The 24,063-nt window shown below is 66.6% G+C and carries 24 protein-coding genes; 15 read left to right on the forward strand and 9 right to left on the reverse strand.

The annotated features are described in order from the left end of the window. Positions 1-163: 163 nt before the first annotated feature. Both fbaA and AC6EUH_RS17570 read left to right on the forward strand, forming a co-directional pair. Positions 164-1,183: a class II fructose-bisphosphate aldolase gene (fbaA, locus tag AC6EUH_RS17565; protein WP_056427700.1), complete on the forward strand. Its 1,020-nt coding sequence runs from the start codon at positions 164-166 to the stop codon at positions 1,181-1,183. Positions 1,184-1,185: 2 nt separating this feature from the next. Further along, the gene (locus AC6EUH_RS17570; protein WP_056427697.1) at positions 1,186-1,614 is read left to right on the forward strand and encodes a DUF3151 domain-containing protein; all 429 of its coding nucleotides are present in this window, start codon (positions 1,186-1,188) and stop codon (positions 1,612-1,614) included. A 76-nt stretch (positions 1,615-1,690) separates the two neighbouring features. Here AC6EUH_RS17570 and AC6EUH_RS17575 read toward each other — a convergent pair whose 3' ends face one another. Further along, the gene (locus AC6EUH_RS17575) at positions 1,691-2,323 is read right to left on the reverse strand and encodes a uracil-DNA glycosylase family protein (RefSeq protein WP_499739431.1); all 633 of its coding nucleotides are present in this window, start codon (positions 2,321-2,323) and stop codon (positions 1,691-1,693) included. A 548-nt stretch (positions 2,324-2,871) separates the two neighbouring features. Between AC6EUH_RS17575 and AC6EUH_RS17580 the strand changes: the two genes are divergently transcribed. Then, complete coding sequence (locus AC6EUH_RS17580) at positions 2,872-4,161, forward strand: adenylosuccinate synthase (RefSeq protein ID WP_056427692.1); 1,290 nt, start codon at positions 2,872-2,874, stop codon at positions 4,159-4,161. 84 nt (positions 4,162-4,245) lie between these two features. On the opposite strand, the gene AC6EUH_RS17585 is transcribed toward AC6EUH_RS17580, so the two are convergent. After that, entirely contained in the window at positions 4,246-4,899 is a 654-nt protein-coding gene (locus tag AC6EUH_RS17585; protein ID WP_056427689.1) for a GntR family transcriptional regulator, read from the reverse strand. Between the two features lie 100 nt (positions 4,900-4,999). Between AC6EUH_RS17585 and AC6EUH_RS17590 the strand changes: the two genes are divergently transcribed. The 4 genes from AC6EUH_RS17590 to AC6EUH_RS17605 all read left to right on the forward strand — a co-directional run bounded on the left by AC6EUH_RS17590 (position 5,000) and on the right by AC6EUH_RS17605 (position 8,237). Continuing rightward, positions 5,000-6,010, forward strand: a complete 1,011-nt coding sequence (locus AC6EUH_RS17590; RefSeq protein ID WP_056427685.1) for a 1-aminocyclopropane-1-carboxylate deaminase — start codon at positions 5,000-5,002, stop codon at positions 6,008-6,010. Between the two features lie 356 nt (positions 6,011-6,366). Next, entirely contained in the window at positions 6,367-6,843 is a 477-nt protein-coding gene (locus tag AC6EUH_RS17595) for a hypothetical protein (RefSeq protein WP_056427682.1), read from the forward strand. Between the two features lie 87 nt (positions 6,844-6,930). Further along, on the forward strand, positions 6,931-7,479 hold the full coding sequence (locus tag AC6EUH_RS17600) for an RNA polymerase sigma factor (RefSeq protein ID WP_056427679.1): 549 nt from the start codon (positions 6,931-6,933) through the stop codon (positions 7,477-7,479). Continuing rightward, positions 7,476-8,237 carry a hypothetical protein gene (locus AC6EUH_RS17605; RefSeq protein ID WP_056427677.1) on the forward strand — a complete coding sequence of 254 codons (762 nt, stop codon included), beginning with the start codon at positions 7,476-7,478 and terminating at the stop codon, positions 8,235-8,237. The genes AC6EUH_RS17600 and AC6EUH_RS17605 overlap by 4 nt, the downstream gene beginning before the upstream one ends. Before the next feature lie 123 nt (positions 8,238-8,360). Here AC6EUH_RS17605 and AC6EUH_RS17610 read toward each other — a convergent pair whose 3' ends face one another. Genes AC6EUH_RS17610 through acs form a run of 4 tightly spaced genes read right to left on the reverse strand, consistent with a single transcriptional unit; the run spans position 8,361 to position 13,431 of the window. Continuing rightward, positions 8,361-8,858: a CoA-binding protein gene (locus AC6EUH_RS17610; protein ID WP_056427675.1), complete on the reverse strand. Its 498-nt coding sequence runs from the start codon at positions 8,856-8,858 to the stop codon at positions 8,361-8,363. Beyond that, a complete protein-coding gene (locus AC6EUH_RS17615) occupies positions 8,855-10,213 on the reverse strand; it encodes an O-acetylhomoserine aminocarboxypropyltransferase/cysteine synthase family protein (RefSeq protein ID WP_056427672.1) in 1,359 nt (452 codons plus the stop codon). Before AC6EUH_RS17615 ends, AC6EUH_RS17610 begins: the two co-directional genes overlap by 4 nt. Continuing rightward, positions 10,213-11,436: a dimethylsulfone monooxygenase SfnG gene (gene sfnG, locus AC6EUH_RS17620; protein WP_056427671.1), complete on the reverse strand. Its 1,224-nt coding sequence runs from the start codon at positions 11,434-11,436 to the stop codon at positions 10,213-10,215. Before sfnG ends, AC6EUH_RS17615 begins: the two co-directional genes overlap by 1 nt. Before the next feature lie 9 nt (positions 11,437-11,445). Next, entirely contained in the window at positions 11,446-13,431 is a 1,986-nt protein-coding gene (gene acs, locus AC6EUH_RS17625) for an acetate--CoA ligase (RefSeq protein WP_056427668.1), read from the reverse strand. A gap of 264 nt (positions 13,432-13,695) precedes the next feature. Between acs and AC6EUH_RS17630 the strand changes: the two genes are divergently transcribed. The 6 genes from AC6EUH_RS17630 to AC6EUH_RS17655 all read left to right on the forward strand — a co-directional run bounded on the left by AC6EUH_RS17630 (position 13,696) and on the right by AC6EUH_RS17655 (position 16,522). Then, on the forward strand, positions 13,696-14,121 hold the full coding sequence (locus tag AC6EUH_RS17630) for a CoA-binding protein (RefSeq protein ID WP_056427665.1): 426 nt from the start codon (positions 13,696-13,698) through the stop codon (positions 14,119-14,121). A 63-nt stretch (positions 14,122-14,184) separates the two neighbouring features. Beyond that, positions 14,185-14,595 carry an MmcQ/YjbR family DNA-binding protein gene (locus AC6EUH_RS17635; protein ID WP_056427662.1) on the forward strand — a complete coding sequence of 137 codons (411 nt, stop codon included), beginning with the start codon at positions 14,185-14,187 and terminating at the stop codon, positions 14,593-14,595. Further along, positions 14,592-15,152: a DUF1990 domain-containing protein gene (locus tag AC6EUH_RS17640; RefSeq protein WP_056427659.1), complete on the forward strand. Its 561-nt coding sequence runs from the start codon at positions 14,592-14,594 to the stop codon at positions 15,150-15,152. Before AC6EUH_RS17635 ends, AC6EUH_RS17640 begins: the two co-directional genes overlap by 4 nt. A gap of 14 nt (positions 15,153-15,166) precedes the next feature. Continuing rightward, on the forward strand, positions 15,167-15,853 hold the full coding sequence (locus AC6EUH_RS17645; RefSeq protein WP_056427656.1) for a tetratricopeptide repeat protein: 687 nt from the start codon (positions 15,167-15,169) through the stop codon (positions 15,851-15,853). A gap of 30 nt (positions 15,854-15,883) precedes the next feature. Beyond that, positions 15,884-16,201, forward strand: a complete 318-nt coding sequence (locus AC6EUH_RS17650; protein ID WP_056427654.1) for a putative quinol monooxygenase — start codon at positions 15,884-15,886, stop codon at positions 16,199-16,201. A gap of 27 nt (positions 16,202-16,228) precedes the next feature. Then, the gene (locus AC6EUH_RS17655; RefSeq protein WP_056427651.1) at positions 16,229-16,522 is read left to right on the forward strand and encodes a DUF503 domain-containing protein; all 294 of its coding nucleotides are present in this window, start codon (positions 16,229-16,231) and stop codon (positions 16,520-16,522) included. 80 nt (positions 16,523-16,602) lie between these two features. Here the strand turns inward: AC6EUH_RS17655 and purL are convergent, their stop codons facing one another. The 3 genes from purL to purS are packed head-to-tail and all read right to left on the reverse strand — an operon-like array spanning position 16,603 to position 19,950. Next, the gene (purL, locus tag AC6EUH_RS17660) at positions 16,603-18,942 is read right to left on the reverse strand and encodes a phosphoribosylformylglycinamidine synthase subunit PurL (RefSeq protein ID WP_056427648.1); all 2,340 of its coding nucleotides are present in this window, start codon (positions 18,940-18,942) and stop codon (positions 16,603-16,605) included. After that, complete coding sequence (purQ, locus tag AC6EUH_RS17665; protein WP_499739432.1) at positions 18,939-19,697, reverse strand: phosphoribosylformylglycinamidine synthase subunit PurQ; 759 nt, start codon at positions 19,695-19,697, stop codon at positions 18,939-18,941. The genes purL and purQ overlap by 4 nt, the downstream gene beginning before the upstream one ends. A gap of 1 nt (position 19,698) precedes the next feature. Then, positions 19,699-19,950 carry a phosphoribosylformylglycinamidine synthase subunit PurS gene (purS, locus tag AC6EUH_RS17670; protein WP_056427643.1) on the reverse strand — a complete coding sequence of 84 codons (252 nt, stop codon included), beginning with the start codon at positions 19,948-19,950 and terminating at the stop codon, positions 19,699-19,701. Between the two features lie 289 nt (positions 19,951-20,239). Here purS and AC6EUH_RS17675 point away from each other — a divergent pair, with 289 nt between their 5' ends. Further along, positions 20,240-20,425 (forward strand): hypothetical protein, encoded by a 186-nt coding sequence (locus tag AC6EUH_RS17675; protein ID WP_056427640.1) that lies wholly within the window; start codon positions 20,240-20,242, stop codon positions 20,423-20,425. 379 nt (positions 20,426-20,804) lie between these two features. Then, the gene (locus tag AC6EUH_RS17680; protein WP_499739433.1) at positions 20,805-24,002 is read left to right on the forward strand and encodes a S8 family serine peptidase; all 3,198 of its coding nucleotides are present in this window, start codon (positions 20,805-20,807) and stop codon (positions 24,000-24,002) included. Positions 24,003-24,063 lie beyond the last annotated feature (61 nt).

Here is a 24,063-nt window from a genome sequence, read left to right on the forward strand (position 1 = left end):
CCGCACGGGTTGGCGGGGCGCCGGACCCGGACGGGCGAGTATTACAGGCCCGAGTGACCGGAAACACTGCCCCGGCGCAGGAATGGCTAGGATGGTTCCTAGCCGACGAGGTTCACTCCAGGGTCAACCCAGCCCGCAGACGAAATTCACTTTAGGAGTCAGCATGCCCATTGCAACCCCAGAGATCTACTCCGAGATGATCGACCGCGCTAAGACGGGCGGCTTCGCGTTCCCCGCCGTTAACGTCACCTCCTCCCAGACCCTCAACGCAGCCCTCCGCGGCTTCGCCGAGGCCGAGTCCGACGGCATCGTCCAGGTCTCCACCGGCGGCGCCGCCTACTGGTCCGGCGCGTCCACCAAGGACATGGTGGCCGGCTCGCTCGGTTTCGCCGCGTTTGCCCGCGAAGTCGCGAAGAACTACGGCGTCAACATCGCCCTGCACACCGACCACTGCCCCAAGGACAAGCTCGAGGGCTTCGTCCTGCCGCTGCTGGCAGCCTCCGAAGCCGAGGTCAAGGCCGGCCGCAACCCGCTCTTCAGCTCGCACATGTGGGACGGCTCCGCCGAGACCCTGCAGGAAAACCTGCGGATCGCCCGTGAACTCCTGGAGCGCACCGCCGCCGCGAAGATGATCCTCGAGGTCGAGATCGGCACGGTCGGCGGCGAGGAAGACGGCGTCGAGAACGCCATCAACGACAAGCTTTACACCACCGTCGAGGACGCCCTGGCCACGATCGACGCGCTCGGCTCCGGCGAAAACGGCCGCTACATCACGGCGCTGACCTTCGGCAACGTGCACGGCGTCTACAAGCCCGGCGGCGTCAAGCTCCGCCCGGAAATCCTCAAGGACATCCAGGAGCAGGTGGGCGCCAAGATCGGCAAGGCCAACCCGTTCGACCTGGTCTTCCACGGCGGCTCCGGCTCCTCCGAGAAGGAGATCGCCGACGCCGTGTCCTACGGCGTCATCAAGATGAACATCGACACCGACACCCAGTATGCCTACACGCGCCCCGTAGCGGACCACATGTTCCGCAACTACGACGGCGTGCTGAAGGTCGACGGCGAAGTGGGCAACAAGAAGCTCTACGATCCCCGCGTCTGGGGCGCTTCCGCCGAGGCCGGCCTCGCGGCCCGCGTCGTTGAGGCTGCCCAGCAGCTCGGCTCCACCGGCAAGACGTTCTAGGCATGTCGGACGAGTTCCGCAAGAACCTGCTGGGTCCGGAGCCCACGCTCCTGCCTGCCGAGACCGAGGTCTACGCAGCATTGGATGCCGGCCAGGAAGCTCTGGACCTGGTGGAAAGCCACCCGACCTCCTCGCTGCTCTGGGCCGTGCTGGCCGAGGAAGCCTGGACCGAGGGCCGGACCATCGACTCCTACGCCTACTCCCGGGTCGGCTACCACCGCGGCCTGGATTCGCTGCGCCGCAACGGCTGGCGCGGCGTCGGGCCCATCCCGTGGGAGCACGAACCCAACCGCGGCTTCCTGCGCGCCCTGTATTCGCTGGGCCGCGCCTCCGCGGCGATCGGCGAGGCCGAGGAGCCGGAGCGGATCGAGAAGTTCCTCAAGGACTCCGATCCCGCCGCCAAGGCAGCCATCGAAGCCGAGAAGCGCTAACCCGCTTTGCTTTCTTAAAGTACGACGGCGGGCGTCCACCGAAAGGTGGGCGCCCGCCGTCGTTAATGGTGGGAAATTAGCTGGTCTTGGCCAGACCCGTGCGGGCCATAGCGTCCGCGTAGACGGCACCCATTTCCTCGAGGTACTGCTCCTGGCGGGCCGGGGTGCCGGCAAAAGCACGGCCGCTGAGCGAGCGGACCTTGTACGTCTTGAGGCCGCGGCGCCAGATCATGGGCACCTCGGTCTTCAGGAGCAGGTTCGCGAGGCGGTTGGCCTCGGTGCCGTGCGCCACAATCACCGAGGCGCGGGGCACCAGTGCGAGGAACTTCAGCAGCGGCTTCAGGCCGGCGGAAATCTGGTCCGGCGTGAACTTTCCGTTGGGCTCGCCCGGGACGTACCAAGGGTGGACGTTCCAGGGCATTACGTACTCGGGGCGCAGGCCCAGCTTCCATTGGACACCGAGCAGGCGGGTGGCGGCTTCGTCGTCGCCGGCAGTGATGAAACCTGATTCGTCCTCGGTTCCGATGTTGGAGAAGAGGCTGATGATCCGGCACTCGTCGACGTCGTGCATCGGGTCCACGTAGGGGACATTCGTGCCAGCTTTGGTTGCCTGCAGCGTGTCGCACAGCTCGTTGACGGCTGCGACGCTAGGTTCGTAGCGGCGGCTCAGTAGCTGTTCGCGGGAATTTTCAGTGGCCAAGGCTGTCATATGTTGCTGATTCTCCTGCGGGATTGGTAAAGCTGCCAGACCGTACACGGGCACGCCGAACACCGGGCACGCCAAGTACGGTGTGGTTTGAAAATGTGGTGTGGACCGATTCCTGGTCGGTCCTTATTAGTCTATCAAGCCCTGCGAAATGTCGCGGCTGCCGGAGGCCCAGGTACAGGGACCGGGCGGTTCCGGGCGATGCCTCGGCTGGCGTCCTTCCCGGGAATCCGGCCTGGAAGCGGCGGTGTGCGGGTGCGCGAGGCTGCCGGGACCACGGCCTGTGTAGACAATCACAGTTTTCTGCCGGGAAGTCTGCCTGGGAGTCTGCGGCAAAGTCGGCCGGGGAGTCCGCCGGAAGTCCATTGGATGGTCAAATGAGCCGCCGCCACCGCTATCGGCTAAACTTGGGTGGTAAGAGCCCCGGACTCTGGCGTTGATGGAAAGAGCACAGCGGTAGATTCGGGGCATTCTCATGAACGGCGCTGAGCTCCGGTGACCACCCCGGTGAACCACTCGGATTTCGGCCCGAACGAATGGGGGAGGATCCCATGCCAGCAATCGTGATCGTCGGAGCCCAATGGGGCGACGAAGGCAAAGGTAAGGCCACTGACCTGCTTGGTGGCCGAGTCGACTACGTCGTCAAGCCCAACGGCGGCAACAACGCCGGGCACACCGTCGTCGTAGGCGGTGAGAAGTATGAGCTCAAGCTCCTTCCGGCCGGCATCCTGAGCCCCAACGCGGTTCCGATCATCGGCAACGGCTGCGTGGTGAACCTTGAGGCCCTGTTCCAGGAGATCGACGGCCTGGAAGCCCGGGGTGCCGACACCTCCAAGCTGCGCGTCTCCGCCAACGCCCACCTCGTCGCGCCCTACCACCAGGTCCTGGACAAGGTCACCGAACGGTTCCTGGGCTCTCGCGCCATCGGCACCACCGGCCGCGGCATCGGCCCCGCCTACATGGACAAGGTGGCACGACTCGGGATCCGCGTGCAGGACGTCTTCGATGCCTCCATCCTGCGCCAGAAGGTCGAAGGATCTCTGCGGCAGAAGAACGAGCTCCTGGTCAAGGTCTACAACCGCCGCGACATCGAGGTGGACGAGATCGTGGAGTACTTCCTGTCCTTCGCCGAACGCCTCCGCCCGCTGGTCATCGACAGCACCTATGTGCTGAACACCGCCCTGGACGAGGGCAAGGTGGTCCTCATGGAAGGCGGCCAGGCCACGTTCCTGGACGTCGATCACGGCACCTACCCGTTCGTGACCTCTTCGAACCCCACCGCCGGCGGCGCCTCCGTGGGCTCGGGCATCGGCCCCACCCGCATCTCGCGCTCCATTGGCATCATCAAGGCGTACACCACCCGCGTCGGCGCAGGGCCCTTCCCCACGGAACTGTTCGACGAGATGGGCATGTACCTGCAGAAAACCGGCGGTGAGTTCGGCGTTAACACCGGCCGGCCGCGCCGCTGCGGCTGGTACGACGCCGTCCTGGCCCGCCACGCCTCCCGCGTCAACGGCTTCACGGACTACTTCGTCACCAAACTGGACGTCCTCACCGGCATCGAGCAGATCCCGGTCTGCGTGGCCTACGACGTCGACGGCGTCCGGCACGACGAAATGCCCATGACCCAGACCGAGTTCCACCACGCCAAGCCGATCTTCGAGTACTTCGAAGGCTGGACCGAGGACATCACCGGCGCCCGCACCTTGGACGACCTGCCGGAGAACGCCAAGAACTACGTGCTGGCCCTGGAGAAGCTCTCCGGGACACGCTTCTCGGCGATCGGCGTCGGCCCGGACCGCGACCAGACCATCGTGATCAACGACCTGATCAACGACTGATACTGACGCTTTGACTGACGCACGACGGCGGCGGGTCACCTCACAAAGGTGGCCCGCCGCCGTCGTGGTTTAAGCGCCTTCTGCCTACTCCGCCGACGCGAAGCGCAGCGAAAGCCAGTTCTCCCGGCACTCCCTCGCGGCAGCCTCAGCGTCGCCAAGGCGGGCGAGCCGGATGATCTCAGCGTGCTGGGCCACCGAACCCCGGGCCGCGAAGGAGCCGAAGCGCATCCGCTCAACCCGGCGCAGCACGGGGGTGGTCTGTTCCAGCAGTTCCCGGAGCACAGGGTTGCCGCTGACCGTGACAAAAACTCCGTGAAAGTCGTCATCGGCCGTAAGTGCCGACTCGACGTCCACGTCCTGCAGGGCCTGTTCGAAGCGGGCATTGGCCTCGGCCATGGCGGAGATGTGCTCCTCCGTCAGGAGCGGGACGGCCAGCCGCGCGGCCAGCTCGTGCAGCCCGGCCACCACCTGCTGGCAGCTGCGGGTCGAGGCCAGGTCGCAGGGGGCGACGATGGTTGCCTTGCCCGGCAGCGCGATGACCAGCCCGGCGCGTTCCAGCCGCAGCATGGCCTCCCGGATGGGGGTCCGGCTGACGCCCAGCCATGCTTCCAGCTCCGTGTCCCTCAGCTTTTCGCCGGGCTCGAACGTGCCGTCAACGATCGCGTTGCGGAGCGAATCGAAGACGTTGTCCCGGAGCAGCGGCCGTCTGTGGACTCCGGAAAGCGGGGGAACGGGCATGCAACATATCGTATATCCCCTTGCCCTCCCGGAACCGGTATCGGACAATGCAATATATTGCATTTTGGCAGTCCCCGGTTAACCGAGCAAAGGACAGATGATGGCCATCACCGATTTCGAGCGCTACCCGCTGATGTTTGGACCCAGCCCCATCCACCCGCTGCCACGGCTCAGCGCGCACCTAGGCGGAGCGCAGATCTGGGCCAAGCGGGAGGACGTCAACAGCGGTCTCGCGTTTGGCGGCAACAAGACCCGCAAGCTCGAGTATTTCGTCCCGGATGCCCTGGCGCAGGGCGCGGACACCCTCGTCTCCATTGGCGGCTACCAGTCAAACCACACCCGCCAGGTGGCGGCGGTGGCCGCGAAACTCGGACTCAAGGCCCGTCTGGTACAAGAGAACTGGGTTGACTGGCCCGATCCGCTCTCTGACCGCGTGGGCAACATTCTGCTCTCCCGCATCATGGGGGCCGACGTCCGACTGGACAGCGCGGGCTTTGACATCGGCATCCGCAGCAGCTGGGAAAACGCCATTGAAGAGGTCAAGGCCGCAGGCGGCACGCCGTACGCGATCCCGGCCGGCGGGTCCGACCACCGGCTGGGCGGGCTGGGCTTCGCCAACTGGGCGTACGAGGTGGAGCAACAGGAGCGGGAGCTCGGCATCTTCTTCGACACCATCATCGTCTGCACCGTCACGGGATCCACCCACGCCGGGATGATCGCGGGTTTTGCCGGCCAGGATAAACCCCGCCGCGTCATCGGCATCGATGCCTCGGCGACCCTGCAGAAAACCCGCGCCCAGGTGGAGCGCATTGCCCGGAACACCGCCGAGCTGATCGGCCTGGGGCGGGAGCTCCGCGAGGACGAAATCAACGTCATGGAGGGCTGGGCCGGTGACCTCTACGGAATCCCCGTCGATTCCACCCTGGAGGCCATCCGCCTCGGCGCCTCGCTCGAAGCCATGATCACGGACCCCGTCTACGAGGGGAAGTCCCTCGCCGGGCTGATCGACCTCGTCAAGAGCCGGGAGATTCCGGCCAGCAGCAATGTCCTGTACGCCCACCTGGGCGGCCAGATCGCCCTCAACGCGTACAGCGGACTCTTCCGTTCCTGACGGCTGTTGCGCTTTGCGTCGTTCTGAGGCCTGAGAACGACGCCAAGTGATACGCATCGGGTGTGGCGGCGGCACCTCGGCGGGGGCGGACGCCGTCGTCGTCAGGCTGCCCGCAAAGAGCTTGAAAAAAACTTTCGAGCGGGGCGTAACCTTTTGCGTGCCTCCAGCGATTACTCCTTTGTAAGCGCCGCCGGAGCTTGGACCCCCCACCAGGTGTCCGGCTGGCCTTCCACTGTAAGTGCGGCCGGCGTCCGCCCCCATCGGGCGCCGGCTAGCCTTCCACCGAACGCGCGGGCTGTTGACTGCCCCCATCAGGCTTCAGCCGCCTTCAAACAACCAAAGGATGTACGTTTCTCATGAAGAGTGTTAGCAAGACCACCAAGATTGCTGTCGGCGCCGCGATTCTCGCTATCGGAGGATTCTCCGGCGTTGGCTTGGCCAACGCAGCCCAGGTTTCGAACACCCAGCAGGCTGAAGTGACCCCCGCTACGCCCGCCGTCCCGGCATCCCCCGAGGTCCCGGAGACTCCTGAACTTCCCGCCGCGCCGGCCGTCCCCGCTGTCCCCGCTGTTCCGGCTTCCCCGTCCGTTGACGGCTCCGCCAAGGGTGACGCCAGCGTCGAGGATGCCGAAGGCTCCGCAGAGGGCACCGTGTCCGCTGACAAGGACGGCGCCTCCGTCGAGGGTGCAGCCAACGCGCAGGGAGCTGCCCAGGCCAAGGCTCACGCCGGTGTAACCGTTGCTGTGCCGGCCGTACCGGGCGCCAAGGGTGTGCCGGCTGTTCCGGCCGTCCCGACCCTGCCGTCGGACGAGCTGCCTGAGCTCAACAAGTAGGCACTAACGCCTCTTTGGAGGCACCGGGGGTGCGGCCGCTAGACTTGCCGGGGCCGCACCCCCAGCAGTAACCGGAAGGACAGCCTCTTGGCAGAACAGCTAAGCGATGACGAATTGTCAGCAGCCTTAGCTGGCGAGCCATCAGGATTTAGCGCTGTCTACACGGTCATTTCACCCGCGGTGCTCGGCTACTTCCGGGCCCGCGGCGTGGACGATGCCGAGGCGCTGACCCAGGACGTCTTCGTCGATGTCCTGCCGAAACTGGCCAAGGTCACCGGCGGTCACAGCGGCCTGCGGACCTTCATTTTCTCCATCGCACACGCCAGGCTGGTAGACCACCACCGGCGGGCAGAACGCACGCCCCACCTGGCGGAATACGATCCCCGGGACGACACCCGCTACGCCGCTTCCGCCGAGGAAGAGGCCCTGGGGTCCTTGGGTGGCATTACGGATTTCCTCGCCCAACTCAACGACGAGCAACGGGAAGTCCTGGTCCTGCGGATCGTCGCGGACCTCTCCATCGAACAGGTGGCCGGCATCATGGACAAGACTCCGGGGGCCATCAAGCAGCTTCAACGACGCGGGCTCAGCGCCCTGCGCGAACTCGTCACGGAAAAGGACCACGCAGCATCATGACCGGAACACGCGAACCCCAGCAGGATGGCAGCATCCAGGCGATGCTCCGCGATTCCGGACTCGAATCATCCACCGAGCTCCGCGGCTCTCTGGAGGAGCTCCGCGCCCTGGTGCCGGACCGGGCCCCCGCGCCCCGCGCCGACCTCGCCGCGCTGCTGACCGCCGGCGCCCCCGCTGCCGCGACAGTCCCGACGGCCGCGACAACGGCGTTGCCCCTTGTCGCGACCGCGCCCGATCACACTGAGGAAGCCCTGCCGGCCGGGGTCTCGAGCCTCGCCGAGCGCCGCGGACGGAAGCGCAGGCTGGCAATCGTCGGGGGCGCAGTTGTGGGCGCCATGACCCTCGGCGCGGGCGCAGTCGCGGCCTCCAGTGAGGACTTCCGCGACAGTGTCAACCACACTGTGGGCGTCATCTTCCAGCCATCCGGCGAGACGCCCGACGTGGCGCCGAAGCCTGCCAAGCCGTCACCGACGGACATTCCGGCAACTCCCGCGCCCTCGAATGCGGCGGGCGCCACCGCGCAGCCGACGGCAGGTAACGTTCCGGAAAGTCCCGGATCCGCGACTCCCGGTCCCCGGACGCCCGCTGCCACTCCGCCCGCTATTGGCCGCGGCGGAATCCTTCCGACACCGCCCCACCGTCCGGTCACGCCCGGGGTGCCAGGTCTTCCCGGCCGGGGCGGGGACCGGGTCCTTCCCGCGAATCCGCTGCCGGAGCCGACCCTTCCGGTCGAGCTGCCCACGCTCCCAGCTCGCTAGCCCGTCCGGTTCGCCGGTAACGTGCGAATTCGCGGGTTACGGCGACCCCGCACGTAACCCGCGAATTCGGGAGCCGGTCAACCCGGACACGCCCGCGGCAGTCCGGGAGCGTCGCCGGGGGAGCTAGGCCAGCACCTGCCGCTTGGAGGAAATGACGCCGGTGTCGAACCCTGCCAGGTGCAGGCCGCCGTGGAAACGGGCATGCTCAATCTTCACGCAGCGGTCCATCACGACGTCGAGTCCGGCGGCTTCGGCTTCTTTCGCGACATCCTCGTGCCACGAGCCCAGCTGCAGCCACAGCGTCCCGGCACCGGCCGCGATGGCTTCGTCCAGGACCCCCGGAAGGTCGTCGTGCTTGCGGAAGACGTCTACGATGTCCGGGCTTTCCGGCAGGTCCGCGAGGGAGGCATACGTCGGCTCGCCCAGAATCTCCTTCACCACCGGGTTCACAAAATAGACCTTGTAGCGCGTGGAGGACTGCAGGTAGGTCGCCACGAAGTAGCTCGCCCGGGAGGGTTTATCCGAGGCGCCCACAATCGCGATCGATTTAGCCTGCCGCAACAGGGCCAGCCGCTCCGGCGCGGACGGGCCGGTCCAGGTCCGGGTTTCCTCGGTGCTCATACGTTTGCTCCGATCGTGCAGGTGTCCGCCGGCAGGTCGGCCGGGGCGGATTTTTCAGACTCATTCGGCGCTTCCGACGCGGCGTCCAAAGCCTGGTCGAGGTCCCAGAGGATGTCCTCGATGTCTTCCAGCCCGATCGAAATGCGGACGAGGTCTTCGGGGACACCTGCGGATTCGAGCTGTTCCGGGGTGAGCTGCTGGTGGGTCGTGGAACCGGGGTGGATCACCAGGGTCCGCGAGTCGCCAACGTTGGCCAGATGCGAGGCCAGCTGCAGGGACTCGATGAACTTTTGTCCCGCGGCACGGCCACCCTTCACGCCGAAGGAGAACACGGAGCCGGGTCCCAACGGCAGGTACTTCCGGGCCCGCTCGAAGTGCGGGTGCGAGGGCAGGCCGGAGAAGTTCACGTAGGCCACCCGCTCATCCGCTTCAAGCCACTCCGCCACAGCCTGGGCGTTCCTGAGGTGCTCGTCCAGGCGCTGCGGGAGGGTTTCCACGCCCTGCAGGAGCTGGAACGCGGAGGTCGGGGAGAGGGCGGGGCCGATGTCGCGCAGCTGCTCGCAGCGGAGCTTGGTCAGGAAACCGTACTCGCCGAAGTTCCCCCACCAGGAGACGTTGCCGTAGGAGGCCACCGGTTCGGTCATTGTGGGGAACTTGCCGTTACCCCAGTTGAAACGGCCGCTTTCGACGATCACCCCGCCCAGCGTGGTGCCGTGCCCGCCGAGGAACTTGGTGGCGGAGTGAATCACAATGTCCGCCCCGTGCTCAATGGGCCGCACGAGGTACGGGGTGCTCAACGTGGCGTCGACGACGAGGGGGATGCCGGCGTCGCGCGCCACCTGTGCCAGCCCCTCCAGGTCCTGGACTTCCGACGACGGGTTTGCCACCACTTCGACGAAGATCGCTTTGGTGTTCTCCCGGACCGCGGCGGCGTAGTCCGCCGGGTCGGTGCCGGGGACGAAAGTGGTGTCCACGCCGAAGCGCCGCAGGGTGACGTCGAGCTGGGTCACCGTGCCGCCGTAGAGCTGGGAGGCGGCCACGATGTGATCCCCGGACTGCGTCAGGGCGGCGAATGTGATGAATTCCGCGGCCATGCCCGAGGACGTCGCCACCGCGCCGATGCCACCCTCCAGGGAGGCGATGCGTTCCTCGAACGCGGCCACCGTGGGGTTGCCGATCCGGGAGTAGATGTTGCCGTACTTCTGCAGCGCGAAGAGGTTGGCGGCGTCCTGGGTGTCCTTGAACACGAAGGAGGTGGTCTGGTAGATGGGCACGGCCCGGGCGCCGTGCTCGGCGTCGGGCGTGCCGCCGGCGTGCAGGGCGCGGGTGCGGAAACCGAACGTGCGGTCCGCCATTACGCGTTCACCAGCCCGGCGGTTGAACCGGCCGGGGTGCCGGACAGGTCGAGTTCGGTGCCGTTCTTGCGGGCGAGGTCCGCTTCGAGTTCGCGGACGATCGGCAGGATGTCCCGGCCGAACGCGGCCACCTCCTCCTGGAAGTGCAGGTAGCCGGTGAGGAACAGGTTCACGCCGATCTTCTTGTACTCCACGATCCGCTCGGCGATCTGCTCCGGCGTGCCGATCAGCTGGGTCTTGAAGCCGTCGTTGTACTGGACCAGGTCCTCGAAGCTCGAATCGGCCCACATGCCTTTGCCGTCCTTCGTGGACGCGCCGGCTTCCTGGACGGCCGCGCGGAAACCCTCGACGGCGGGCTTGTGCGCCTTCGCGACGATCTCGCGGAGGGTGTCCCGGGCTTCCTTTTCGGTATCGCGGGCAATGACGAAGCCGTTGAGGCCGAAACGCGGGCTGGGGAGGTGGGAGGAATTCAGGGCGGGCAAGGCGCCGCTGGTTCCGCGCCCGGTCTCACCAGAAGCGGCGACGACGCCGGCGATGTTCTCCTTGAAGCCTTCCAGGTCCTTGCCGTTGGAGAAGTACCAGTCCGCCACGCGCCCGGCCGTGGCCTGCGCGGCGGTGGAGTTCCCGCCGAAGAAGATCTCCGGGTGCGCCCGGCCCGGCACGTCCACCGGAGCCGGGTTCAGGGTGAAGTTGTTGATGTTGTAATACTTGCCGGACTGGCTGTACTCCTGCTCGGTCCAGAGCCCGCGGAGGACCTTGATGAACTCCTCGGTGCGGACGTAGCGTTCATCATGCTCCAGCCATTCAAGGCCGAAGTTGGTGAACTCGTCCTTCAGCCAGCCGGAGACGATGTTCACGGCGGCGCGGCCGTTGGAGATGTGGTCCGCGGTGATGATGTACTTCGCCAGCACGCCGGGGTGCCACATGCCCGGGTGGACGGCGGAAATCACTTTGAGCCGCTCGGTGGCGGCCAGCAGGGCGAGGCTGAAGGAGGTGGCCTCGTGCTGCTTGTCCGCGCCGTAGGAAGCGGCGTAGCGGGTCTGGGTGAGGGCGTATTCGAAGCCGGAGTTCTCCGCGATCCGGGCCAGTTTCTTGTTGTACTCGAAGTCCCAGCCGGTGCGCTGTTCGATGGTGGAAACCACCAGGCCGCCGGAGACATTCGGAACCCAGTACGCGAACTTGAGCGGTTCGGAAAGACGGGCGACGTTGCTGATGTCAGTCATGAGAGTTCCTTACTTCTGGGTGTAACGGGACCGCAGGACATCCTGGATGTCCGCGATGGATGGTTCGTTCTGGAGCGAGGTGGTGTCCCCGAGGGTGGTTCCTTCGAACAGCTGGGTCAGCAGCCGGCGCATGATCTTGCCGCTGCGCGTTTTCGGCACATCGGGAACGACGACGACGGCCCGCGGCTTCGCGATCGGCCCGATCGCCTTCGCCACGTGAGCCTTCAATTCGGACGCGATGTCCTCGGTAGCCGCCGAACCTTTCAGGACGACGAACGCGACGATGGCGTGGCCGGTCTTCGGGTCAGCGACCGGGCACACGCCGGCCTCCACCACGTCCGGGTGCGCGACGAGGGCCGATTCGATCTCGATCGTGGAGAGCAGGTGCCCGGAGACGTTGAGAGTGTCGTCCACCCGCCCGAGGATCCAGATGTCGCCGTCGTCGTCGTACTTGGCGCCGTCACCGGCGAGGAACCAGCCCTGGGCGGCGTACTTGCGCCAGTACGAGTCAAAGTACCGCTGCGGGTTGCCCCATACGGTGCGGGCGATTGCGGGGCCGGGGGCGTCCACCACGATGAAGCCCTGGACGCCCGGCGGCACGGTGGTGCCGGCGTCGTCCACGATCCGCGTGCCGACGCCGGGCAGGGGCCGGGCCGCGCAGCCGGGCTTGAACTCCGTGTCCGTCGGGGCGGGGGAGAGGACGGTGGCGCCGGTTTCGGACTGCCACCAGGTGTCCACCACAGGGGCGGTGCCGGCCCCGACGTTTTCCCGGAGCCAGCGCCACGCCTCGGGGTTGACGGCCTCGCCGACCGTGCCGAGCAGCCGGATGGAGGAGAGGTCGTAACTCGCCGGGACGCCGTCCGGGAACCAACCCATCAGCGACCGCACCAGGGTGGGCGCGGTGTAGTACTGCGTCACGCCGTAGCGTTCGATGATTTCGAAGTGCCGGCCCGGGTGCGGGGTGTTGGGGGTGCCCTCGAAGATCACCTGGGTGGCGCCGTTGGACAGCGGGCCGTACAGCTCGTAGGTGTGGGCCGTGACCCAGGCGAGGTCCGCCGTGCACCAGTGGACGTCCTGGTCCCGGAGCGCCGGGTCGGGGTTGCTGAAGAGGTGCTCGAAGCTCCAGGACGCCTGCGTCAGGTAGCCGCCCGAGGTGTGGACCAGGCCCTTGGGCTTGCCGGTGGTCCCCGAGGTGTACATGATGAACAGCGGCGTCTCGGCGTCAAACGGCTCAGGTTTGTGGACGTCCGGGGCCCGCCCGACGGCGTCATGCCACCACACGTCGCGGCCCGCGGTCATCGGGACGGTGTCGAGCAGGTCCGGCGCCGTGGTGCGGTTGACCACCAGGACGTGCTCGATGGCGTTGTCCCCGGAGACGGCCGCATCCGCGTTGTCCTTGACGGGCACGGCGGCGCCGCGGCGGAACTGCCCGTCGGTGGTGACCAGCAGCTTGGCGCGGGTGTCCTCCACCCGGAACTTGAGCGCTTCCGCGGAGAAACCGCCGAAGACGAGCGAGTGGATGGCGCCGATGCGGGCCGCGGCCAGGGTGATGATTACCGTTTCCGGGATGACCGGCAGGTAGATGACTACCCGGTCGCCCTTGCCGATCCCGAGGTCCAGCAGGGCGTTGGCGGCTTTGGAGACCTCGCGCTGCAAGCCGGCGTACGTGATGGTGCGCCGGTCGCCGGGTTCGCCCTCGAAGTACAGGGCCACCCGGTCCCCGCGTCCCGCCGCTACATGGCGGTCGACGCAGTTGTACGCGACGTTGAGCTTGCCGCCTTCGAACCAGGTGATGTCCGGTCCAATGCCGGCGTCGACGTCGGCCGGGACGCGGCGGTGGGTGGTGTGCCACGGTTTGTCCTGCCCAGGCGCGTCCTCCCAGTCGAGCCGGAGTGCGGCCGCCTCCCAGAAGGTGAGCCGCTCCTCTTCGGTGACAGGGGCAGCAGCACTGCCGGGGGCCGTCTGGGGCGCGGGCGAGGAAAGGACAGTTGTCATGGGGATACTCCATCGGTCCTGGCGGTAGCACCCTGCGGTCAGGGTTGCTGCGGCTTCATCGATCCAGGTCTCTTGGCCGCTCGGGATGGTCCTTCCCAACTAAAACGGATCGCGGGCATTTCCTCAAATTCCGGGGATTTGTCGCGTAATATTCGGCGGTCAGTAATTCAGCGGCGACGTGTCAGTCAATTGTTCGGCGTGCAGTGACGCGCGGTCCCGCCGGCGCTGGCCGGGACCAGACGCCGCGGCGGATAGGCTGTGCACATGGCCCACGTCAACGATCCGGCAGTCCTCGAAAAACTCATGCGCACCAAGGGGCGGTGGGCCATCGTCGGCCTGTCCACGAATCAATGGCGTGCCGCCTATGACACGTCCCTGTTCATCCGCGACCGGCTCGGGATGGAGATCATCCCGGTCAATCTCCCCGCCGATCCCGTGCACGGGGAAACCGGCTACGCAGCCCTGGCCGACATCCCCGCGGAGAAGCAGCCGATCGACGTCGTCGACTGCTTTGTGAATTCGCACAAGGTGGGGGCCGTGGTGGACCAGGCGATCGCCGTCGGCGCGAAGGCTGTCTGGATGCAACTGGGCGTCATCGATGAAGCGGCGGCGGCCCGGGCGAAAGCCGCTGGTCTCGACGTCATCATGAACGCATGCCCGGCGCAGGACGCCCGGCGCTTCGGCCTCTGACCGCACGTCTGCGGAGCCGGGAGGTCCACGCACCATGTCCGCCCCGGCCAGTAGGCTCGGATCATGGATGTAACTGCGCTCCGGGGAATCTGCCTCGGCTTTCCCGGCGCTTTCGAGGACTTCCCGTTCGGACCGGAGACGTCCGTCTTTAAGGTGCGGGCCGCGGTGGCCGGCGGCGCCGGCCACGCAGCCAAGATGTTTGCGCTGTCCGCGATGGATCCGGATGATTTCGCGGTCAGCCTGAAGTGCGAACCGGCCCTGGCCGAACAGCTGCGCGCCGCCCATCCGGAAATCACCGGAGCCTGGCATATGAATAAGACACACTGGAACGGGGTCCGGCTGGACGGTTCGCTGCCGGATGACATGATCCGGGACATGGTGGAGGACTCCTATGATCTGGTGGTGGCCACGCTGAGCCGGAAGCAACGCGAGCAGCTGGGCTGGGCGGGGCTCGCCCGGGGTGGAGGCGCATGAGCGGTAACCCTGGCGCCGGCCGCGTCGCCCGGGGCGCGCTGAACTATCCGGGGATTGGCTTCACCGAGCACGGCCAGGCTCCGGCGGGATTTCCCTGCCTCGTGTCCCGGACGCACCTCGGCGCCGGGCCGGAGGCTTATCGGCGGGTGGCGGAGGGAATCCTTGCCTGGGAGCTACAGAAGCGGTCCGGGCTGCGTGTCCGCACCGACTCCGACGTCGTGGTTCCCGGAGCGCGGGTGGTGAGCGGATTCGGCGTCGGGCCCTTCCGGATCAATGCGCCCTGCGAGGTGGTGTGGGTGCGCCGGCCCGCGCCCGGCGGCGGCCCGGACAGCGCCGGGTTCGGCTACGGAACGCTCCCTGGTCATCCGGAGCGCGGCGAAGAGGCGTTCGAAGTGGAGATCGACGCCGAGGGACGGGTTTTCCTGACGATCACCGCCTTCAGCAGGCACTCCAACTGGTTCTACACAGCCGGCGGCTTCGTGGCCCGGGCGGCGCAGCGGCACATCACTTCCCGATACATTGAAGGGGCACGTCAACTCGCCGCAGGTGAAAGCTGATCAGGAGAACGTACATGCTGGAACAGAAATCCCTTGACCAACTGTGGAACTTCGATGACCCCGCCGGCTCCGAAGCACGATTCCGGGCGGCAGCTGGTGATGAAAGCTACGACGCCGACGAACAGGCCGAGCTCGCCACCCAGCTGGGGAGGGCCATCGGGCTGCAGGGCCGCTACGACGAAGCCGATGCCCTGCTGGATTCGATCGATGCCGACGAGCCCACCGTGGCAGTCCGGGTGCTCCTGGAACGTGGACGCCTGCTAAACACCAGCGGCCACGCCGAAATGGCCGTGCCGCTCTTCGAACAGGCCGCCGAACTCGCGGACCATCTCAGCGAGGAATTCCTTGCCGTTGATGCGCTGCATATGCTCGCCATCGCGGACGCTGCCCACGCCGAAACCTGGACCCGCAGCGCCCTGGAGTATGCCTCCACGGTGCACGATCCGCGGACCAAACGCTGGATGGTCTCGCTGCACAACAACCTCGGCTGGACGTTGCACGAGGCCGGGCGTTTCACCGAGGCATTGGTGGAATTCCAACTGGCGGAGCAATGGGCTGAACGCGTCGGCACGCCACAGCAGCTGGTGCGGGCCCAGGAGGCGATCGCAGAGTGTGAGCACTCCCTCGCCGCCGTGTCCGGGAAGCCTGCCGCGCCGGCCGTTTCGCCGGCGGTCGCTGCGCCAAGTGAAACAATGGACTGACCGACCGCACACAACGAAAGGCGTAGCCCCGTGATTTTCATTGTCGTCAAGTTCAAAGTAAAGCCGGACTGGTCCGATAGGTGGCTGGGCCTCGTGGAGGACTTCACCCGGGCCACGCGCCAGGAACCCGGCAATCTCTGGTTCGACTGGTCGCGGAGCGTGGAGGACCCCAACGAGTTCGTCCTGGTCGAGGCCTTCCAGGACGACGCCGCCGGGGACCACGTCAACAGCGCACACTTCAAACAGGCCATGGCGGACATGCCGCAGGCCCTGGAGGAGACGCCCCGGATCATCAGCCGCCAGTTCGACGGCGAAGGCTGGGACCGGATGGGCGAACTCACCATCTGACCGGCGTCGGTTGCGTACGCTGAGGGCATGTGGATTGGCTGGATCGAATTTGATGTCCTCCTCGGCGATGTTCACAGCCTGAAGGAGAAGCGCTCTGTGGTGCGCCCGGTGCTGGCCGAGCTCAAGCGCCGCTTCGACGTCTCCGTGACAGAGGCCGGCCTGCACGACCAGTACCGGCGCACTGTGATCGGCGTCGGTCTCGTCGCGGCGGACCGGTCGCATCTGATCGAGGTGCTTGCCGCCGTCGAACGCTTTGTCGCGGCGCGGCCGGAACTGGAACTGCTCAGCGCCCGTCAGCGCGAACTCCGCAGCGACGACTAAAAGCAACGCGGAGCCACTTACCGCCCATCCCGAGGGGATTTATGGGCGGCAAGTGACCCCGCGTTGTCTGGGGGTGAGGACTAGCCGAAGTACTTCGGCAGGGTGGCCTCGTGGGCTTCGCGGAGCGCGTCCAGGTTCATGGTCTCGACGCCGTTGATCTCCAGCGTTCCGCCCTCGGCGTCCACCACGCCAATCCGGAGGTGCGCGAAGCCGCGGGCGGTGCACATGTCCTTGAAACGGATCTCCTCGGAACGGGGCACAGCCACGATGGCCCGGCCCTGCGTCTCGGAGAACAGCGCCGTGAACAGGTCCACGCCGTCGCGGTCCAGGACGTCCTGGAGCGCGATCCGGGCACCCACTCCGTAACGCAGCGAGGACTCCACGAGGGCTGCCGCGAGGCCGCCTTCGGAGAGGTCGTGCGCGGAGTCCACCATGCCGTCGCGTGAGGCGTTGATCAGGATCTCGCCCAGCTCGCGTTCGGCGGCGAGGTCAACCTTGGGCGGCAGGCCGCCAAGATGTCCGCGCATGTTGGACCATTCCGAGCCGTCCAGTTCCGCCGCGGTGGTGCCGAGCAGGTAGATGGCCTGGCCGTCTTCCTTCCAGCCCGACGGCGTGCGGCGCGCGACGTCGTCGAACTTGCCGAGCACGGCCACCACGGGGGAGGGGTGGATGGGGGTGGTGCCGGTCTGGTTGTACAGCGAGACGTTGCCGCCGGTGACCGGGATGCCCAGCACCATGCAGGCGTCGGACAGTCCGCGGATGGCTTCGGCCAGCTGCCACATCACGTCGGGGTCCTCGGGGGAGCCGAAGTTCAGGCAGTCGCTGACGGCCATCGGCACGGCGCCGGAGGTGGCGACGTTGCGGTACGCCTCGGCCAGGGCCAGCTGCGCGCCGTGGTACGGATCGAGGTAGGTGTAGCGGCCGTTGGCGTCGGTGGCCAGGGCCACGCCCAGGCCGGTTTCCTCGTCCACCCGGACCACGCCGGCGTCGTCCGGGAACGCCATGGCGGTGTTGCCGCCGACGTAGCGGTCGTACTGGTTGGTGATCCAGGACTTGCTGCACATGTTCGGTGAGGCGACGAGTTCGGTGATGGCGGCGGCCAGCTCGGCGGGGGCAGAGGGGCGGCCGGCGTCCTGCACGGACCCGGTGAAGACATCGGCCTGCACGGCGTCCTGCCACTCGGGGCGCGCGTACGGGCGGTCGTAGACCGGACCGTCGTGGGCCACGGTGCGCGGGTCGACGTCGACGATGACTTCGCCTTCCCACGTGATGATGAGGCGGCCGGTATCGGTCACCTCGCCCAGCCAGGAGTACTCCACGGCCCACTTGTCCATCACAGCTTCGAACGCGGCAATGTTCTCCGGGGTGACGACGGCCATCATGCGTTCCTGCGACTCGGACATCAGGATTTCGCCCGGGGTCAGGGTGGGGTCGCGGAGCAGGACGGAGGTCAGCTCGACTTCCATGCCGCCGTCGCCGTTGGAGGCAAGCTCCGACGTGGCGCAGGAGATGCCTGCGGCGCCGAGGTCCTGGATGCCCTCAACCAGGGAACCCTTGAACAGCTCAAGGCAGCATTCGATCAGGACCTTCTCGGCGAAGGGGTCACCCACCTGGACGGCCGGGCGCTTGGACGGCTTGGTGTCGTCGAAGGACTCGGAGGCCAGGACGGAGGCGCCGCCGATGCCGTCGCCGCCGGTGCGGGCGCCGAACAGCACCACCTTGTTGCCCTTGCCGGAGGCGTTGGCCAGCCGGATGTCCTCGTGCCGCATGACACCGACGGCCAGGGCGTTGACCAGCGGGTTGCCCTGGTACACCGAGTCGAAGACCATTTCGCCGCCGATGTTCGGCAGGCCCAGGGAGTTGCCGTAGCCGCCGATGCCGGCCACGGCGCCGTGCATAACGCGGGCAGTGTCCGGGTGGTCGATGGCGCCGAAGCGCAGCGGATCCATCACAGCCACCGGGCGGGCGCCCATGGAGATGATGTCGCGGACAATGCCGCCGATGCCGGTCGCCGCACCCTGGTAGGGCTCCACGAACGACGGCGAGTTGTGGGACTCGATCTTGAAGGTCACGGCCCAGCCGTCGCCCAGGTTGGTGACGCCGGCGTTTTCGCCGATGCCCACCAGCATGTCCTTCTTCATCTCGTCGGTGACCTTGTCGCCGAACTGGCGCAGGTGGTTCTTCGAGGATTTGTAGGAGCAGTGCTCGCTCCACATCACGGAGTACATGGCGAGCTCGGCGCCGGTGGGGCGCCGGCCCAGGACCTTGACCACCTCGTCGAACTCGTTCTGCTTCAGGCCCAGTTCGGCCCAGGGGAGTTCGACGTCCGGGGTCCTCGCCGCGTTCTCGACGGTGTCGATGTTGAACTTCTTGGTCTCGGTGGCGGTGCCGGCCGTCCGGCCCGCTGACGTCTCCGTCATTTGTTGTCTCCCACGATCTTGTTCAGGACAGAGGTGAAGAAGCCGAGGCCCTCGGTGCCGGAGCCGTCTTCCGGGCCGAAACCTGCCTCGACGGCGTGCTCCGGGTGCGGCATAAGGCCCACCACGTTGCCGGCGGCGTTGGCGATGCCGGCGATGTCGCGGCGGGAGCCGTTCGGGTTCCAGCCGACGTAGCGGAACACCACGCGGCCCTCCGCCTCCAGGGCGTCCAGGGTCTTCTCGTCCGCGATGTACTGGCCGTCCTGGTTCTTCAACGGCACCGTGATTTCCTGGCCGACGGCGTAGTCCCCGGTCCAAGCGGTGGTGTTGTTCTCCACCCGCAGGACCTGGTCGCGGCACATGAACTTCAAGTGGTCATTCTTGATCATGGAGCCCGGCAGCAGGTGCGACTCGGTGAGGATCTGGAAGCCGTTGCAGATGCCCAGCACGGGCAGCCTGGCGTCCGAGTTGGCGGCGTCGATGATCTTGGACATCAGCGGTGCGAACCGGGAGATGGCGCCGGCACGGAGGTAGTCGCCATAGGAGAAACCGCCGGGAATGACGACGGCGTCGACGTCACCGAGCGTGGTGTCCGCGTGCCAGAGGGCCACGGGCGTGGCGCCGGCGAGGCGCACGGCGCGGACGGCGTCGCGGTCGTCCAGGGTGCCGGGGAAAGTGACAACGCCGATCTTGGCGCCAGCGAGTTGCGGGTGCGCGGCAACGGCGACGGCCTCGCCGATCAGGGGGAGTTCAGTCATGTCAGGCCTCGACGACCTCGACGTTGACGACGTCCTCGATGACCGGATTGGACAGGAGGGTCTCCGCGGCGTTCCGGGCCTGGGCCAGGATCTCCTCGGTCACCTCGCCGTCAACTGTGAGTTCAAAGCGCTTGCCCTGGCGGACGGCGCTAAACGCGGTGAAGCCCAACCGGGGGAGCGCACCCACGATGGCCTTCCCCTGCGGGTCGAGAATCTCGGGCTTGGGCATGACGTCGACAACGATCCGGGGCATCCGGCAACTCCTGTGCGTGAGCATTGGGTAAGGGCGCAGCGGAGTGGTGCCGTCTCACGCCGGTCCGCTGTGTGGTGAGGGCTACAGCGTGAAAGGGCGCTCCGCGAGCTTGCATGCCCATTCTACCGGCCGCGGCGCGTCCGGCCGCATCCGGCCGGGAGTATGAACGCTGCCCGCCCGCCTCCGGGGCCGTCGGGCCGGCAGCGCGCCCCGCCGAACAGCCCCCACACACGGGGTGGCCTGCGACGACGCTATGGTCACCCCGGAGCCCCGTCAGTAGCATGTGCTTATGGCTGAGAAATCGAAATCCGTGCTTTTGCCCGTTGTTGCCGCTGCCGTTTTCGCGGGCCTCGGGCGGATGGTCCTGCAGAAGATCAAAGCGGACCGTAAGGCCCGGGAAAGCAACGTGGCCGGTCCGCTCGATGAGAAGACCCGTGCCTGGATCAGCGAAGTTGTCAGGACGCCCCGCCGGTAACGCCCCGCCGGTAGTCGACTCGCGGGCAATCGACCGGGCGCGGCTTTTTCTCCCGCGTGCGGCCGGGCGGCCTTTCTCCCGCGTGCGGCGGCGCGCCGCCGGGCCGCCTGCGCCCATCCGACGCTCCCGGTTCCCCGGTTCCTGTCGAAGTGTGTGACAAATTTTGATTTCCCCATTGTGGCCTATGTCATATCTGGCTCTCAGTCTGTACTGTATGAATCGGCTGGTATCCGTCGGGGCCGTGAGAGTCTCAGCTCCTTTCTGTCCTGCCAGTCCTTTGACCCGGCAGCAACGTCGGGACCGTTCCTTATGAAAGGTTCAACCACACGTGAAATCACCAGGAAAGAGCTTCCTTCGAAGCGGGGGACTCCGGAGGGCCGTGGCACTGACCCTGGGCTTGCCGGTTCTCTTGTCAACAGCCGCGATCGTACCCGCCACCGCGGCACCGTCGCAGGGATCCACCGTGGCGGGGATTGCCCAGAAGAATCTGGATCCAAACAGCTACAAGGACGGCCGCTACATCGTTGTCCTGGCTGACAAGCCGGCGGCCACGTATGACGGCGGGAATCCCGGATTCGCGGCCACCAAGCCGAAATCGGGCAAGAAGCTCGACACCAACAAGACCGAGGTAAAGCGGTACGAGGCGTACCTCGAAAAGAAACAGGCCGACGTCGCAGGCCAGCAGAACGTCCAGATCAAGCGGCAGTTCACGGCAGCCGTCAACGGCTTCAGCGCCAGCCTGACGGCGGATCAGGCCATCAAGCTCGCCAAGGACCCCGGCGTGCTCATCGTTGCCCCGGACACGGAAAACGCGCCCGACTACTCCAGCACCGACTTCCTGAAGCTCAGCGGCCCCAACGGCACCTGGAACACGAAGTTCGGCGGCCAGAAGAACGCGGGCAAGGGCGTCGTCGTCGGTGTTATCGACACCGGCTACACCCCGTCCAGCGCCTTCTTCGCCGGCGAAGAAGTTAAGCCCCTGGTCGGTGATCCCGTTGTCGGTGTTCCCTACCGCACCGACGACGGCAAGATTGCGATGCTCAAGTCTGACGGCGACACGTTCATCGGGGAATGCCAGAAAGGCGAAGGCACGGGCGCGGACTTCGACGGCTCTGCCTGCAACTCCAAGGTCCTCTCGGCGCACTACTTCGCCGAGGACTTCCTCAAGTACGTTCCGGCGGACAAGCGTTCCCCGATCGAGAAGATCTCCCCGGTCGACGTCGCCAGCCACGGAACGCACACGGGCAGCACCGCAGTGGGCAACGCCAACGTCGAGACGTTCGTTGACGGCCGCAGCTTCGGCCTCACGAGCGGGATCGCCCCGGCGGCCAAGCTCTCCGTCTACAAGGTCTGCTGGGAAGATACCGACCCCAACACCGGCGGTTGCTACAGCTCCTCGTCGGTTGCCGCAATCGACCAGGCCATCGTCGACGGCGTCGATGTCTTGAACTACTCGATCTCCGGGTCCACGTCCACCACCACGGACCCGGTCTCCATGGCGTTCCTGTCAGCGGCCTCGGCCGGAATCTTCGTGGCAGCCTCGGCTGGCAACTCCGGTCCGACGGCCAGCACCGTCAACCACGGCGCGCCGTGGGTCACCACGGTCGCTGCCAGCAGCTTCTCCCAAGAGCTCCAGGGCACCGTCGAATTCTCCGACGGCAGCAAGTTCCGCGGAGCAAGCATCATGAACCGCGAGGTCAAGGGTGCCGGCGTCGTGCTGGCTGCCAACGCGGCGGCGACTGCAGGCGATGCGAATGCTGCCCTGTGTGGTCCGGACACACTGGACCCCGCCAAGGTCGCCGGCAAGGTGGTCGTGTGTGACCGCGGCGTCTTTGACCGCGTCGCCAAGAGCGCCGAAGTCAAGCGCGGCGGCGGCGTCGGCATGATCCTGGTGAATCTCAGCAACTCCTCGCTGGACACGGACAAGCACTCCATTCCCACCGTCCACGTGAACCCGCCGGCCACGGAGACCATCAAGGCCAAGGTCACGGCCAACCCGGCAATCACCGTTTCCCTGGTCAACAAGGACACCACCGGGCTTCCGCTTGAGGCCCAGCCGCAGATCGCAGGATTCTCTTCCCGCGGCCCGCTGCTGGCAACCGGATCCGACCTGCTGAAGCCCGACGTTGCCGCGCCCGGCGTGGCGGTCTTGGCCGGCGTATCGCCGATCGGGACCGGCGGGGACAACTTTGGCTTTATGTCGGGTACCTCCATGGCCGCCCCGCACGTAGCCGGCTTCGGTGCGCTGATTCTCGGCAAGAACGCGAACTGGTCCCCGGCGACGGTCAAGTCCGCGATGATGACCACCGCTGGTGACGTCAAGAACGCCGACGGCAGCAAGAACACCGATGTCCTCGCCACCGGCGCAGGGCAGGTCGACCCGGCCCGCGTGCTGGATCCGGGCCTGGTCTACGACGCCAATGGCGATGACTACCTGAAGTTCATCCAAGGTACCGGGGTCGATCTCGGCATGCCAGGCCTGGGCACCACCAAGGCACGCGACATGAACGTTCCCTCCTTCTCGCTGGGCAACCTGACCGGCAGGATCGAGGTCACCCGCACGCTGACGGCGCTGACCCCGGGCACCTACCGGGCCAAGACGGACGTCCCCGGTGTCAAGGTCACCGTGACCCCGTCGATCCTGACCTTCGGCACCGCCGGCGAGAAGAAGACCTTCAAGGTCTCCTTCGAAAACCAAAACGCAGCCCTGGGCAAGTTCGCCATGGGTTCGCTGACCTGGCAGGGTGCGAATAAGAACGTCACCTCTCCGATCGCGGTCCGCCCGCAGTCGGTGGTTACGGCCAAGGACGTTGCCTTCACTTCCGAGGGCGGCACCGGCTCCGGTGAGCTCAAGGTTGTCTCGGGCACCAACAACCCGATCAACATGACCCTGGACGGCCTGTCCAAGGCGGATTCCTCGGCCATTGAACTGGTTCCCGGTCCGGGCGTTCTTGGGGCCACCAATGCCTCGAACTACGCCAAGACCGTCCAGGTTCCGGCCGGCAGCCCGCTGGCCAAGCTCTCGGTCTACTCTGCGGACCCGAATGCCGACTTCGACATGTACGTGGTGAACCCGGCCAACCAGCTGATCCAGGTTGCGACGTCGTCCGCGAGTGAATCACTTTCAATTCCGAACCCGGCCCCGGGAACCTACCGGATCTTCGTGCACCTCTACGACAGCCCGAACGGCCAGGCCACCAAGGCAAGCGTGGATGCAGCAATCCTCGGCGCCAACGTCGGCAACGCGACGCTGACGCCCAACCCGCTGCGGCTCGCCAACGGCAAGTCCGGCGTCGTCACGATGAACTGGAAGAGCCTAGCGGTTGGCTCGTACATCGGCCGGGTGACCTTCGCCGGGGCCAGTGAGCCGACCTTCGTCAGCGTGCTGGTAACCACGTCCGGCACAGTCGTGGTTCCGCCGACGTCCGAGGACCAGGACAGCAACGACGGTCCCGGTAACAGCGGCGACGACGGTAAGAAGGACAAGAAGGAGAAGAAGGAAAAGGGCAAGAAGGTGAAGAAGGAGCAGGGCAAGATCCAGAACGAGGAGCTGGCCGGCCCGAACAACGCCATCTAGGCGCAGCACCCGACTCTCAAAGCAACAACAAAAGCAACGGTCGGCGGTTTCCACCGCCGGC

Source organism: Arthrobacter sp. 001422645 (assembly GCF_059816125.1).